Origin of the sequence: Aporhodopirellula aestuarii (genome assembly GCF_023701485.1) — a bacterium.
Taxonomy (GTDB): Bacteria; Planctomycetota; Planctomycetia; order Pirellulales; family Pirellulaceae; genus Rhodopirellula; species Rhodopirellula aestuarii.
Map to the genome: position 1 here is coordinate 517,115 of NZ_JAMQBK010000060.1, position 13,298 is coordinate 530,412.

Consider the following 13,298-nt stretch of genomic DNA (forward strand, 5'->3'; position numbering starts at 1 on the left):
CAGAGCCAACGATTATGCCAGATATTTTTGCAGAACCGGCCGTGAGGGCTGGTTTCGCCATGACGATCCTACTCATCGTGATTGCGATCGCATTTTGGCTGTTGGGAAGATTGCGCGACTACACCACCCAAGACCACCAATTGCCCTCCGAAGGGCTCGTAAACCTGGAAGAAATGCTTCGCAAAGGTGACATTAGCGAAGAGGAATTCCGAACTATACAATCATCGACCCGTTCGCAGGTCGCGTCGTCTACCTCTACCAAATCCCAATCAGTCCGCTCTCCCGAGCCTTCCTCCGATTCGTCGGAGGGATGAGTTTCGCATGAGCCGGCTTCACCCGGGACATCGGTAGAGGCAGACGCTCGACCACAAAGCTCTCGAAGTCGATTACCCAATCCAGCCGTTGATTCGCCCTCCCAAGAAGATGATGACAGAGAAAACCGGATCGAGTTCACTCAGGTGAAAACGAACCGACGGACGCTGTTATCGGGCATACCATTCATCGGCCAAACTAACTATTACCAAAACCACGAATGGCTCGAGCTTCGAGGACACGGATGTTCCTTCAGGCGGAGAGCGGTGAGCGAGATGATCGGATTCGATCAAATCGTGAAACGTTCCATCTGGAAAGCATTCGAGTCGTGGCCTGAACCGTTCGATGTGTCGAGTTCCCGTTACGGGGGGACCAGACGATTGGTGGTTGACGCGAACTAGATCCCGTTCACAGATCTCCCTTCTGTGTCTCGGATGGACGTTCAAGATAGTCGTCGTCCGCTTGCAGTCTGAACTCTCTACTAATTGGAACTCCTATAAGTAAGGAGTCGTGTATGCCCACCAAGGAATCTTCGAACTCGCGTCGCAGCAGTGCGTCGACAAAGAAGAATGCGTTTTGCAGTTTCTGTCGAAAGAGTTATCGTGACGTCGGGCCGCTCGTCGAAGGGCCGGGCGACGTCTATATCTGTGCCGAGTGTATCGACCTTTGTCAGTCGATCCTCGACCAAGAACAACGTCGACGTGGCCCGTCGAAATCGTTGTTCAATGAAATCCCCGCACCTCGTGCGATCGTCGAGCACCTCGATAATTACGTGATCGGCCAAACGGCTGCCAAACGTGTTCTCGCGGTTGCGGTTCATAATCACTACAAACGACTCAGCAGTGGCTGGGAAGGTGGCAGTGACGTTGAGATCGAGAAGAGCAATATCTTGCTCGCGGGCCCGACCGGAAGCGGCAAAACGCTGCTCGCCCGTTCGCTCGCCCGGATGCTCAACGTGCCGTTCGCCATCGGTGATGCCACGACGCTGACCGAAGCCGGTTACGTCGGTGAAGACGTCGAAAACCTGTTGCTCAAACTTCTTCACGCAGCGGATTTCGATGTCGAAGCGGCTCAGCGAGGGATCTTGTACATCGACGAAGTCGACAAGATCGGTCGCACCAACGGCAACGTCTCGATCACCCGTGACGTTTCCGGTGAAGGCGTTCAGCAGAGCTTGCTCAAGATGCTCGAAGGCACCGTTGCCAACGTCCCACCGCAAGGCGGACGTAAGCATCCCGAGCAACAGTACATCCAAATGGACACGAGCAATATCCTGTTCATCTGCGGTGGAACGTTTGTCGGCATCGAAGACATCATCCGCCGGCGGCTCGGCCACCGGACGCTCGGATTCGGCGATGCCGGTTCGCTCCGCAACGAGCAAAGCGTCTCCGAACTGCTCGCTCAGGTCCAAACCGAAGACATCCTGAAATTCGGCTTGATTCCTGAATTGGTCGGACGGATGCCGGTTGTCACGTACCTGCAGCCGCTCGATGTCGAAGGCTTGATTCAGGTGATGACCGAGCCCAAGAACTCGCTCGTCAAACAGTACCAAGCACTGTTTGCGATGGAGAATTGTGAATTGAACTTCACCGACGGAGCCCTGCGGGCGATCGCGGAGAAGGCGATTGACAAAGGCGTCGGTGCTCGGGGACTCCGTAGTATCGCCGAAGACGTGATGCTCGACATCATGTACGACCTGCCTGAGCAAGAAGACGGTCGGGTGTACACGATCGACGAGGCAATCGTCTCGGGATCGCGGAAACTCTTCACGATGCCGACAACCAAGAGCGCCTGATAGGCCGCTCAGGTTTTGATCGCGCCTCCACCGATAGGGCGGTGGAGGCCATGCGGGGACCATCACGCTCCTTCTGGGAGGGACGGTCCGCTTCGGACCGGTAACGGAGAGTGATGACCCCGGGGGGCACTATTGATCCAACGGTTTCGCACCGTTGGATGAGATCACAGCGTCGGTAACGCCGCTTTGGGCGGAGCTGCGGCAGCTTTCGCGGCGAGATTGCGAACGAGTGCTCGGACGATCTTTTCAAACGGCGCTCTCGCTCGCTCGTCTTGATCGAGCACGTCAGCTAGTTTCCCTTCATCTCCAGCCACTCGCAGCGTTATGTCGATCGGCAACCCGCCGAGATAGGCCACACCGAGTTCCTCCGCTTTGTCACGTGCCCCGCCGCTGCCGAAGATGTCGTAGGTCTTGCCGCAATCGGGACAGAGGAATCCGCTCATGTTCTCGACCATTCCGGCGATAGGAATGTTGACCTTCTTGAACATGCTGATCGCTTTGATCGCATCGAGAAGTGCCACTTCCTGCGGCGTGCAAACCACGACCGCTCCCGTCACCGGTACGTTTTGCGAGAGCGTCAGGGCAACGTCGCCGGTTCCTGGTGGCATGTCGATGACGAGATAATCCAGTTCGCCCCAATCGGTGTCTTTGAGGAACTGGGTGATCGAACCGTGCAGCATCGGACCACGCCAAATCACCGCCTGGTCGGGCTCAAGCAAAAAGCCCATCGACATGACCGGCATCTGGTTGTTCAGACGGATCGGTTCAATTTTTTTCTGTTCCGAAACGGAGGGACGACCTTCCAAGCCGAGCAGATGCGGGATGCTGGGGCCGTAAACGTCCGCGTCCATTAATCCGACTTTGGCACCGAGTCGCTGCAGCGTGAGGGCGACCGACGCGGCGACCGTGCTCTTACCCACGCCGCCCTTGCCGCTGCCGACGAGGATGACGCTCTTGGCACGCAGGCCGATCTGGCCGATCCGTGCCGGGGGACGCTCGTGCACGGGTGTTTCGACCGTGATTTTCATTCCCGGGGCGATCGACAAAATCTTGTCGCGGATCGCGTCGGCAACCTCATCGGCAATCGGCTGGCAATGCGACGTCACGCCGATGCGCACGGACACATTGTCGCCATCCACCTCGACATTTTGGATTTGGCCCATCGATCCGAGTGGTCGGCCGGATTCGGGGTCGGGATACGCAGCGAGTAATTCGCCAATGGCGTCGGAGGTGGAGGATGTCATCTCGGTCGTCAATAAAAAGGGAAAGCGTGGGGTGGGCCCCGGGCAACAAGCGTCCCAGCCTACCAACGTCGACCGATTTTTAGTAGCTCTGCGACGCCAAACCCGCGACGACCTGGAGCGGTTTTTAGTGGCGTGCGGACGAATCGAATCCCGTCGCTGTTACTCTGAATCGCGGGGGCGAAAAGGGACGAGGGCGGAATCATGCCGAGCCGGTGAGTGGCCGAGATCGCATCGAACGCAGAATAAGGGAGGCGGGACGGGAATTTGGATCCCGGGCAGCCCATGCGTCGAGAGATGACGCGAAAAACGACGTTAGCGTTGTTCGCGGTATGTCGAGAAGCTCAGGTAAGCGAGCAGGCCCGCAAAAATCAGAAACGCCAAATCCATCATCATGCTGGTCGCCTGCATTGGAGCGGCGTCTTGCATGCCCGCGAAACCCATCACTAGGTCCGCGCCAAAGAGCACGAGCAAGAGAATCGACGCCACAAGGCTGAGCAGACAGAGCGCCTTGGGCATGAATCGAAACCTCGTAAAGCAGACAAGAAGGAAAGCGTTTGGCCTGAGCGACCAAGGATAATCACTGGTGAAGCGCCAGTATACTTGCGAGGCCCAGAGTTTCCCAAGCCTACGTGAAATCGCCAATCTAACGTGTATTTCTTTCGCGCTAGAGGCCGGTTGTAGCGACTGGAGCAAAAAAACTCGACTATTCGTGGCGTATCGGGCGTGCGACATTGGTTTGCTGAGTGAATTGCTTCACGATTCCACAAATCGCCCCCTTTTCGCGCCCTACGATCCTCATGCGTCGAACGCTTTTCCTAATTCCACACGAAATCGCCGGCATTCCCTTTTTTGGGGTCGGATGGCTGCTGGCCGGTTTAGTGCTCTATATCTTGGTCAGGCTGGCTTGGGCGGCGGTTCGTCCCGCTCGCGTAGGCTCCGAGTTTGCCACGGACGACGCTCGGACTGCGACGCCGGGCTATGTGCTCATGCACGAAGGCGGTTTGTGGGCGTTTTTGGGGCTGATCATCATTTTTGTATTGCCTCGCTTGGAGCTTGCGAACCTCGACGGAGACCCGGTGGGATTGCCGATTCGCGGATACGGGATGTTTTTGATGCTGGCGGCGATCAGTTCCGTTTCTTTGGCCGCGTGGCGTGCCCAGCGAGCGGGATTGGGTTCGGACGTGATTTTCCGGCTCGCCCCTTGGACGTTTATCGGCGGGCTGCTCGGTGCCCGAACGTTCTATGTGATTCAATATTTCAATGATTTTTTGCGTCCGACGTGGGTGGAAACGATCACCGCGATGGCCGCGATGACTCAGGGCGGACTCGTCGTCTATGGCGGCTTCATCGGAGGATTCCTTGCCTCGGCGTGGGTGGTCACCCGGCATCGCCAACCGCTCTGGAAGCTCGGCGACGTGATTGTGCCGTGTATCTTCGTGGGCCTGTTCTTTGGCCGACTGGGATGTTTGATGAACGGGTGTTGCTATGGCGGTGCCTGCGAGCCGAATCCGTTGTCGGTTCAATTTCCACCCAGTAGTAACGTTTACGTGGATCAGTTGCTGAGCGGCACGCTGATCGGGCTGACCGCCCAACCGGTCGTCGACGAGAACACGCCTGACGCCACCGCTGCCACCGAAGGCAAACAGCTCCGCCAGAACAAAGCGTGGACGGTAAAATCGGTCGAGCCGGGAAGCCTCGCCGATCAGGCCGGTATTGCGCCCGGACAAACGTTGTCGTTCATATTGGATTCGGGTTTTGTGAATCTTGCTCCGTCCGAGATTCCCGCCGAAGATGCGCTGCCGGGCCTGGCGGTGATCCGGGATGGAGAGTTGGTGGCACGGATTTCGCCCGACGAGTTACCTCCGCGTGCCAATCCGGTGTGGGCGACTCAGATCATCAGTTCGGCGATGGCTGCGGTAATGTTTGTCGTCTTATTGGTTTTGGAACGAATCCTGCACGCCTCAGGAAGGCACAAGGACGGTATTCTGATGTTATGCGGATTCATCGCCTACGCACTTTTGCGAATCGTGCTGGAATGGGTTCGGGTAGACGAAGCGGGACAATTCGGGACCTCGCTTTCGATTTCCCAGTGGGTCAGTCTGGTCGTGATCATCATCTGCGTGATCGCACTGGCGATGCGGTTTCGGACCACTCCACCGGTCGCAAATGAAAATTAGAGACTCCGAGAATTAGCAACCTTTGACTTAAGATCGAAATCGATGGTGTTTCCCCGCTGCCGTGTCGAAGAAAAGATGGATGCCCCCGATCTATCGACGGATCGACATCGCGCTGCTTTAGCTGGGCTTCGCCGCCTCAATCGGATCAGCGGTGTTTCGCTCGCGATGTTTCGCCAGCTCGCGCGGCTTGCCGCCGCATCGGCTTCGGACAAGAGGCCGTTGCGGGTCCTCGACGTCGCCAGCGGCAGTGGCGATTTGCCGATTGATTGGTTGAAAATGGCCCGTCTTCGTGGCATCCCCCTCGCGGTCACGGCGCTCGACCGGAGCGAATTGGCCATGCAAACCGCTTCGGAAGCCGCCTCCGCCGCTGGCGTTGAACTCGGCACGGTCTGTCGCGATTGCCTGCGTGATGGATTGCCCAACGGTTTTGACGTCGTCACTTGCTCGTTGTTCATGCATCATCTCGATCCGCCGGATGTTTCGAAGTTGATCCAGGAAATGTGGCGTGTCAGTGATCGAGCCATCGTGATTTGTGACTTGGAACGGTCACGAATGAATCTCGGGTTGGTCGCCGCTTCGGCACGCTTAGTGACCCGCAGTGATGTCGTGCATTTCGATGCTTCGGCGAGCGTTCGGGCTGCTTACACCCGGGGTGAGTTCGCGACATTGTTGCACCAAGCCCTGGGGTTTTCGGTGCCGGTAAAAACGTCGTTCCCGTGTCGCTTTCTCGCCGTAATTGATCAGCAGTGCGCGGCCGAAACGGTTAATGGATATGCCCCTGTCGTTGTCGGCGCCGGTTCATGATCGCCGCGTCGCATCAACAACCCTCACGGGTACTCGTGATCGGTGCGGGCGTCGCGGGCAACGCCGCGGCAATACGCTTCGTTCATCATGGTCACGACGTGACGATGGTCGAGCGTGCCACGTTTCCGCGTGAAAAGATTTGCGGCTGTTGTTTGGGTGCCGCCGGACTGCGAGCACTCGATGCGATCGGGCTCGGAGACGCCGTCCGCGATCTCGGCACGCCGACCCACACGTTTGTCGCGTATATGCAAACTGGTAAGGTTGATTCAACCTCGTCGAGCCCACTTGCGTGCGCGTCGCCGATACGTTTACCGATTGCTCACGGAGTCGCCGTCTCTCGATCGGTGCTCGATACGTTTCTAGTCGATCAGGCGATTCAGGCGGGCGTCCGGGTTTGGCAGCCGTGTGAGGCCCAAGTGGTGTCAACGGACCTTGATGGCGTCTCGGTTCGCTATCGGAATGTCCCCAGGGATCGGGAGTCTGAACCGGCTTCGGATACCGCGAGACTCAGCGCGGGATCATCAGAGCAGGACGCGTGGCGGTACACCGACGAATTCGATCTCGTCGTCGTGGCGGCGGGATTAACCGGTGTGTATTCGGGACGCAATCAGCGTGCGACTAAGAGTCATGATGCGGTGGGAGCGTCCACGTCGCGTCGTTGGCAATTGCCATGGATCGAATCTCCCCATGGGCCGCTCGGCATCGCCGCGCACCTCGCTGCCGCGGATCCGCTGTCGCAATCTTGGGATTTACCTCGTGGCGAGATTCAGATGGTCTGTGGCGACGAAGGATACGTCGGTTTGGTGCGATTGCCTAACAACGACATCGACATCGCGGCGGCACTTCGATCAGAGCGGCAGCGCCGCGGAGGATTGGTCGAAACGCTTGCAATCGACGAACCCCAGTCGTGCAGCACGACGAACCGGCTTGCCCGCTTGCTGCAAAGTCATCCGCAATGGACGGTAACGATGAATGACCGACTCGTCACGTGGCTCCACGATCGGGCGGACCTGATGACCGCTCCGCCGCTGCGGCGCCAGCGACAACCGGGCGAGGGGCGTGTTGTCGCAATCGGGGACTGTGCCGGCTATGTCGAGCCGATGACCGGTGAAGGCATGACGTGGGGCATCGAGAGTGGTCTCGCCGTCGCGGACCTTTGGCAAGAACAATCGTCGCGAGCCGATTTTGCCGCGCGGTGGGCCAATAAGTTGCAGTCGCTCCAGCCAAAACGGCGCATCCTTTGCGGAAGCGTCACCCGTGCGATGCGATCATCGGTGATTCGCGGTGCTGCCCTATCGGGTCTCCGGTTCGCGCCTTGGCTCGCCAGCCCGATTACTCGTGGTCTCGCCGCCGGTCCCTCATTTAAACCCACCCGAGCTTTCGAACTGGCTCCGTAGCAACGTTCTCGTTCCCTCGACAAATGATTCGAACGCGTGTCATCGCGTCGATGCCCAGACTTTAATGCCGCTTTCGTCTGCACGCCTTTGAGCACCCCGTCGACAACGAATGGGCACGCACCCTGCACGACGACTCATCAGTGGTGTGAATTGAAACAGTCTCAACTCAACGGATCTGAAGAAACATCATGGCTCGCATCTTCTCAGTCGCATCGGCTCTTCCACCGCTCCAAGCGAGTTTGGAGATGTCGACGTTCCACGCCCAACGCATGTCGTGTCGTAGCGATGACGAAGCGGGAAAGGTCGCCAAGTTGTATCGACGGACCGGTGTCGATTCCCGCGGCAGCGTGTTGCTTGAGGAGCCTACCGCAGGCGAATTGACGCAGACGTTTTATCCGCCGATGCAAGATGATCCGCAGGGGCCATCCACTCAAGATCGGAATGACCGGTTTGCCGCTGATGCTCCGCCGCTGGCATGCCGCGCCGCCGCCGAAGCGATCCGAAAGAGCGGCTGCGAGGCGACCCAAGTCACTCACCTCGTCACGGTGACCTGCACCGGGTTCAACGCGCCCGGAGTCGACATCGAGTTGATCGAACAACTCGGCCTCCCCGCAACGACTCAGCGAATCCAAATCGGATTCATGGGCTGTCACGCGCTAATCAACGCGATGCGCACCGCACGCGGATTAGTGGCCGCCGATCCAGAAGCCTGCGTGCTGATTTGCTGCGTCGAGTTGTGTTCGCTGCACTATCAGTACGGGTACGATGTCCAGCGGATCGTATCGGGGGCCTTATTTGCCGACGGAGCCGCTGCTCTCATTGTCGTCGGGGCCGATTGCCAGCCTGCGGCCGACACAACTCCCATCGCATCGATCGCCGCGACGGGTTCGTATCTGATTCCCAACAGCCGAGATGCGATGACGTGGACGATCGGCGATCACGGTTTCCGAATGACACTTGAGGCCTGCGTGCCAGGGCTCGTCGAATCCAACCTGAAGGAATACCTCCAAGGTTGGTTGGCAAAGAACAACGAAACGTTTGACTCGATCGGTGGATGGGCTGTGCATCCGGGAGGTGTCCGAATCTTGCAAGCCGTTGAGACCGCGATCGATCTCGATCCGGCGAAGCTCGATGTGTCACGGAGCGTGCTGCGAGAACATGGAAACATGTCCTCCGCCACACTCGGCGTGGTACTCGAAAGGTTCGAGTCGACCGGTGTCCCGCGTCCCTGGTTGATACTCGGGTTTGGACCAGGGCTTGAGGTCGAAGTTGCGTTGGTGCGGTAGAAAGGCTCGATGACTTGCCAGTCGCTGCGGTTTTCGCCACGCCGCGATCGACGCGACGTCCTCGAATGGCGTTCGCGGCCGAGCTTCGTATTCACTCCGGTGCTCAGTGTTGTACCGGAATCCTCCAGTCTTGGATTTCGCCGCTATCGTACATCGTTGTTAGCCGGGCGATCCATTTGTCGGTGAGCTGAGACCCGGCCGAAAGAAGCAGCATTCCATCGGAACGTCGGATGGACTTCGCGACAACCATGTTTGGCGTCAGCGACGAAATGGGTAGCGACACAGACGCGTAATTGCCAACGGGACCGACCTCGTGGGCGCGGTGAGGCGCTGCCACATATTCTTCTTCAACATACCGCTCTTGCCAGGGAACGCGTCGAATCCGTCGCAGCAGGACGCTCGGACCGATCCCCACTGATGACTTTTTGGCCTTGTCCACATCGTCATCGCACAGTTCAAGGAGCTCGGACGCCAGGAGCGAGACGGATATTTGTCCGGCAACTTCTCGCAGCAATCGAGCATGCTCGTCGCTATAGCAATCAGGTTTCTGGCTGCTTAAGAACAGGAATCCTGTCGGGATGCCGCCCGCGAACAGGGGACAGGTTAACGAGGAGCGAATGCCCTCGTCGACGATCAACGTGGTGGAAGTGGAATTCGGATGGTTTTTGAGATACGCAGGAAGATCGTTGAGGATCCGACATTTGCGATGAGTGATGACCAACGACAACGAGGACTTCGCAAGTTTGGCCGAATAGCCAGTGCCTAGATGCGTCGATCCTTCCGAACGGGCCCAGCGTGAGGTTGCGGTCGTGCAGTACTCATCGACTTCCGCATATCCGATGCGGTCGTAGGGAATGATGTCCCGAAATGCGTCGTAGATGTAATTGAGCGTCTCCCCGAGTCCCGCACCCTGTGAGATTTTGTCTGCGAGCCCACACATGTACTGGACCGCCGGATTGACGCGGTGTTTGATCGTCATTTTTGCCCCTCATGATTATTCTTGAGTTCGCAAGAGGAGCCTGACTGTGCACCCCCCATCTTGCGTAGGAAACTCTAGATTAGATTTTGAGATCGAGGGCATTCGTCAAGCAAAATACACGGATCTATGCGGCAGAAAAGGTCGGAAATAGCGGACTTTCCGTGGTGGCGGCCCCGAAAAGCGTTCCGAAAGTCCTTTGAATGGAGCTGGCAAGGACGGTCAATCCTGGGATATCCGACATCGAAAACGAACCATTCGGTGCGAAACGGACCCGGCACGCGTTCGGAAATCATGTCCCCTGACGCTCCGGATCGTGAACCCACGCGGATCGGTAGCGGTGGTTTCGCGAAAATCGCCGCTTACAGCAGGTCTTGGAGGCCGGAGAATTTCAGCAGAGTTTGTGTGTCGAGCGACGAGACCGCCTTTTCGAGGTTGTCGGCTCGGGTCGCCTCGGCATTCGCCGGCGCGGCTACCGGAGCAGCAGCCGACGTCGGTGCGAAGACGGCGTCGGAATCGGGCTGCGGGGCGGGGGGCGCGACGAGATTCGATGAATCTGCGTCCGCAACAGGTGCGGGAGTCGGTGTCGCTGCGGGAACGCTCGGCGTTTGGATCAGTTGACGGTTGGGTTGGGCCGATTGGGTTGGAGCGGGGGTGTGAACCGGCGCTGGGGCGTGATGGTAACCGTAGCTGGCTCCATAACCGTGGCTGTACGTCGTCGTGTGTCCGTAGGTCGCTGCTTGGTTGTAGGTCGCCGAGTGGTTGTAAGTAGGTGCATAGCCTTGCGAGTAATACCCTTGGCTTCCGCCACAAGCCATGACAGACGAAGCGGTGGCTAAAACGATGGTTCCGGTCAGAAGGGCGAGTGTCATTTTCATCGGAGGCGGCTCTTTTTCAGTGCGTTTGTGTCGGGCGGTTGGGCGTTTGCAGTCGGCGTCGGCCCGTGTCTACCACTCAATGCAATTGTCGCCCCGCAAGCGGACAGGGAATTTCTCGATAATTCAAACTCGCCGAGAGCGACCTACGCAACGAGATCCAGCGGAGGGTCCGGCTGAGGGCACGCCCCCAATCGCAGCCGGAGGCGGCAATCCGGCGCGCTCGCTAGGAACGATTGTCAGTCTCCGCTGTTGCGAATAACCTATCCGCGACCCCAAAACATCACTTCAACCCAGCTGTTTTCTATGAAAATTCTCGTCACCGGCGGGGCCGGCTACATCGGCAGTCACACCGTCCTCGAACTCCTCAACGAGGGCCACGAAGTGGTTGTCGTCGATAACCTCGACAACAGCAGCGAAGAGTCACTTCGCCGAGTCGCGGAATTGACCGGGAAAAACGCTGAGTTCCACAAAGTTGATTTACTCGATTTCGACGCGCTCGACAAAGTGTTCACCGACGCGGGCATCGATTCGGTGATTCATTTCGCCGGCCTCAAGGCGGTCGGAGAATCCGTCCAGATTCCACTTCGTTATTACAGCAACAACATCACCGGCAGCCTCAACCTTTGTGAGGTGATGATCAAACACGGTGTGAAGAATCTCGTCTTCAGTTCGTCAGCCACGGTCTATGGCGATCCGCATACCGTTCCGATCACCGAAGACTTCCCACTGTCCGCGACCAACCCCTACGGACGAACAAAGTTGATGTTGGAAGAAATCTTCCGCGACCTCTACGTCAGCGATAACGATTGGAACATCGCATTGTTGCGCTACTTCAACCCGGTCGGGGCTCACAGCAGCGGGCGGATCGGCGAAGACCCGAGCGGAATCCCAAACAATTTGATGCCGTTTGTTGCTCAAGTAGCCGTGGGACGTCGCCCTGAACTTTCGGTCTTCGGTAATGACTACCCAACCGTCGACGGAACCGGTGTTCGGGACTACATCCATGTTGTCGACCTCGCCGTCGGGCACGTTCGGGCGGTCGACAAGCTGACCAGCAATCCCGGAGTCGTGACGTACAACCTCGGCACCGGTAACGGCTGCAGCGTTCTCGAAATGGTTGCGGCGTTCGAAAAAGCGAGCGGCAAGAAAATTCCTACCAAGATCGTTGATCGTCGTCCCGGCGACGTCGCCTCCTGCTACGCCGATCCGAGTTTTGCCGAGAAAGAACTCGGTTGGAAAGCCACCCGCACCGTCGACGACATGTGTGCCGATACATGGCGTTGGCAGTCTCAAAACCCGAACGGGTTTGGCAAATAACACGGCCGCGTGATCTGTTGGTTTCTCCGCAGTTCCCGAACCGTCCCATCGGGCTGGAGGTAGCCATGCATCGATTCAATCTTGTAAGCCGCTTGTCGCATTAGCCTTCCTCACGCAGGCTCACGATTGAGGTTTCATGTTCGGTCGTCAACTTCTCTGGTGCAGAGGGCTGATGAGCAGGCTCGTTGGCGATGCGTCCCCATTTTATCCCCCACATAAATTTGTCTGATGACCGACCACCGAACCGATTCACCCGAAACCACCGTCGACCCTGACGCTGAACATTTCGCTCAAACGACCAGCGGCATCTATCGCCGCGTGGATTCAGAATCGGTTTGGTCGGCAATCCGGTATGCGGTGCGGCATCAACTCCCGGCGAAAAATCCGACGATCATGATGATGTTCGTTCGCATCGCAGAGGTGTACCCGGAAGTGCGTGACTTCTTGATGCAGCAGTTGCCCGAGGCGAACGATATGGAGCGATCGGCGCTGGGTCTGATTCTCGATCCGCCCGAAGGGATTCGAAACGCGGAATACTTGCCCCAGGAAATCGCTTCGCCAGGCGAAATGGATTTGTGTTGGAGTGAGTTTCTGGTAACCGGCTCGACCCAACCGATTGAAAAGGTGGTGGCGGTGCTCGACCGAGACGACTTGGCGAGACCATTGATCGATTCATTGCTCTCCGGTGACGACGGACCGCCGATGGAGTTCGACGATAACGAACTGATGGAATTGGCCAGTGTCGGCATTGCTCTGGGGCGAACCGATGGGCCATGGAAAGTGATGTCACCCGGCGATGTCGATATTCTGTTGTGGTTTGGGTTGAAGGACCAAAACCAAGCCTGCACGCGGGTCTTTCAAGAAATGAATGACGAGCAGCGGGTGCATGTGGCCAACAAAGGCGCCGCGATGTGGTCGCTCCGGGCGAACGCCGCCCAGCACGGGACGATTCGCCTGTTTTGCGAAGAGCAATCCAAACGAGAAGGCGGTCAAGGGCGGCTTCTGATCGACCCCTCAACCTAATCGGCGTTCACGGCGAGTTCCCACGCGTCACCGGGGGGACTGCCACGTTGATCTTTCGAAAGATACGCTGGTACAGCGATCATTGCTCT

The 13,298-nt window shown here is 57.9% G+C and carries 12 protein-coding genes; 8 read left to right on the top strand and 4 right to left on the bottom strand.

From position 1 onward, the window contains the following. Window positions 1–59: 59 nt before the first annotated feature. Together NB063_RS22510 and clpX are read left to right on the top strand one after the other, a co-directional pair. Window positions 60–314, top strand: a complete 255-nt coding sequence (locus NB063_RS22510) for an SHOCT domain-containing protein (RefSeq protein ID WP_250931139.1) — start codon at window positions 60–62, stop codon at window positions 312–314. A gap of 512 nt (window positions 315–826) precedes the next feature. Continuing rightward, complete coding sequence (gene clpX / locus NB063_RS22515) at window positions 827–2,107, top strand: ATP-dependent Clp protease ATP-binding subunit ClpX (RefSeq protein ID WP_250931140.1); 1,281 nt, start codon at window positions 827–829, stop codon at window positions 2,105–2,107. 164 nt (window positions 2,108–2,271) lie between these two features. Here clpX and NB063_RS22520 read toward each other — a convergent pair whose 3' ends face one another. Next, a complete protein-coding gene (locus NB063_RS22520) occupies window positions 2,272–3,351 on the bottom strand; it encodes an Mrp/NBP35 family ATP-binding protein (RefSeq protein WP_250931141.1) in 1,080 nt (359 codons plus the stop codon). Window positions 3,352–3,663: 312 nt separating this feature from the next. After that, window positions 3,664–3,867, bottom strand: a complete 204-nt coding sequence (locus NB063_RS22525) for a hypothetical protein (RefSeq protein ID WP_250931142.1) — start codon at window positions 3,865–3,867, stop codon at window positions 3,664–3,666. A gap of 281 nt (window positions 3,868–4,148) precedes the next feature. On the opposite strand from NB063_RS22525, the gene NB063_RS22530 reads away from it, so the two are divergent. The 4 genes from NB063_RS22530 (at window position 4,149) to NB063_RS22545 (ending at window position 9,015) form a co-directional block, all read left to right on the top strand. Then, window positions 4,149–5,528, top strand: a complete 1,380-nt coding sequence (locus NB063_RS22530) for a prolipoprotein diacylglyceryl transferase (protein WP_250931143.1) — start codon at window positions 4,149–4,151, stop codon at window positions 5,526–5,528. A 42-nt stretch (window positions 5,529–5,570) separates the two neighbouring features. Continuing rightward, the gene (locus NB063_RS22535; RefSeq protein WP_250931144.1) at window positions 5,571–6,332 is read left to right on the top strand and encodes a methyltransferase domain-containing protein; all 762 of its coding nucleotides are present in this window, start codon (window positions 5,571–5,573) and stop codon (window positions 6,330–6,332) included. After that, window positions 6,329–7,729: an FAD-dependent monooxygenase gene (locus NB063_RS22540; protein ID WP_250931145.1), complete on the top strand. Its 1,401-nt coding sequence runs from the start codon at window positions 6,329–6,331 to the stop codon at window positions 7,727–7,729. Before NB063_RS22535 ends, NB063_RS22540 begins: the two co-directional genes overlap by 4 nt. Window positions 7,730–7,917: 188 nt before the next feature. Next, entirely contained in the window at window positions 7,918–9,015 is a 1,098-nt protein-coding gene (locus tag NB063_RS22545; protein WP_250931146.1) for a type III polyketide synthase, read from the top strand. 103 nt (window positions 9,016–9,118) lie between these two features. Here the strand turns inward: NB063_RS22545 and NB063_RS22550 are convergent, their stop codons facing one another. Then, a complete protein-coding gene (locus NB063_RS22550) occupies window positions 9,119–9,994 on the bottom strand; it encodes a GAF domain-containing protein (protein WP_250931147.1) in 876 nt (291 codons plus the stop codon). 359 nt (window positions 9,995–10,353) lie between these two features. Next, entirely contained in the window at window positions 10,354–10,869 is a 516-nt protein-coding gene (locus NB063_RS22555) for a hypothetical protein (protein WP_250931148.1), read from the bottom strand. A 303-nt stretch (window positions 10,870–11,172) separates the two neighbouring features. Between NB063_RS22555 and galE the strand changes: the two genes are divergently transcribed. Beyond that, the gene (galE, locus tag NB063_RS22560; RefSeq protein ID WP_250931149.1) at window positions 11,173–12,186 is read left to right on the top strand and encodes a UDP-glucose 4-epimerase GalE; all 1,014 of its coding nucleotides are present in this window, start codon (window positions 11,173–11,175) and stop codon (window positions 12,184–12,186) included. 228 nt (window positions 12,187–12,414) lie between these two features. Further along, window positions 12,415–13,209 carry a hypothetical protein gene (locus NB063_RS22565; protein ID WP_250931150.1) on the top strand — a complete coding sequence of 265 codons (795 nt, stop codon included), beginning with the start codon at window positions 12,415–12,417 and terminating at the stop codon, window positions 13,207–13,209. The last annotated feature ends 89 nt before the right edge of the window (window positions 13,210–13,298 follow it).

What these genes read in the sequence shown, in the direction of transcription:
- NB063_RS22525 (WP_250931142.1), bottom strand. Translation starts at nt 3,867, where the DNA reads ATGCCCAAGGCGCTCTGTCTGCTCAGCCTTGTGGCGTCGATTCTCTTG.
- NB063_RS22530 (WP_250931143.1), top strand. Translation starts at nt 4,149, where the DNA reads ATGCGTCGAACGCTTTTCCTAATTCCACACGAAATCGCCGGCATTCCC.
- NB063_RS22510 (WP_250931139.1), top strand. Translation starts at nt 60, where the DNA reads ATGACGATCCTACTCATCGTGATTGCGATCGCATTTTGGCTGTTGGGA.
- NB063_RS22550 (WP_250931147.1), bottom strand. Translation starts at nt 9,994, where the DNA reads ATGACGATCAAACACCGCGTCAATCCGGCGGTCCAGTACATGTGTGGG.
- NB063_RS22535 (WP_250931144.1), top strand. Translation starts at nt 5,571, where the DNA reads ATGGTGTTTCCCCGCTGCCGTGTCGAAGAAAAGATGGATGCCCCCGAT.
- NB063_RS22520 (WP_250931141.1), bottom strand. Translation starts at nt 3,351, where the DNA reads ATGACATCCTCCACCTCCGACGCCATTGGCGAATTACTCGCTGCGTAT.
- NB063_RS22540 (WP_250931145.1), top strand. Translation starts at nt 6,329, where the DNA reads ATGATCGCCGCGTCGCATCAACAACCCTCACGGGTACTCGTGATCGGT.
- NB063_RS22555 (WP_250931148.1), bottom strand. Translation starts at nt 10,869, where the DNA reads ATGAAAATGACACTCGCCCTTCTGACCGGAACCATCGTTTTAGCCACC.
- NB063_RS22565 (WP_250931150.1), top strand. Translation starts at nt 12,415, where the DNA reads ATGACCGACCACCGAACCGATTCACCCGAAACCACCGTCGACCCTGAC.
- galE (WP_250931149.1), top strand. Translation starts at nt 11,173, where the DNA reads ATGAAAATTCTCGTCACCGGCGGGGCCGGCTACATCGGCAGTCACACC.
- NB063_RS22545 (WP_250931146.1), top strand. Translation starts at nt 7,918, where the DNA reads ATGGCTCGCATCTTCTCAGTCGCATCGGCTCTTCCACCGCTCCAAGCG.
- clpX (WP_250931140.1), top strand. Translation starts at nt 827, where the DNA reads ATGCCCACCAAGGAATCTTCGAACTCGCGTCGCAGCAGTGCGTCGACA.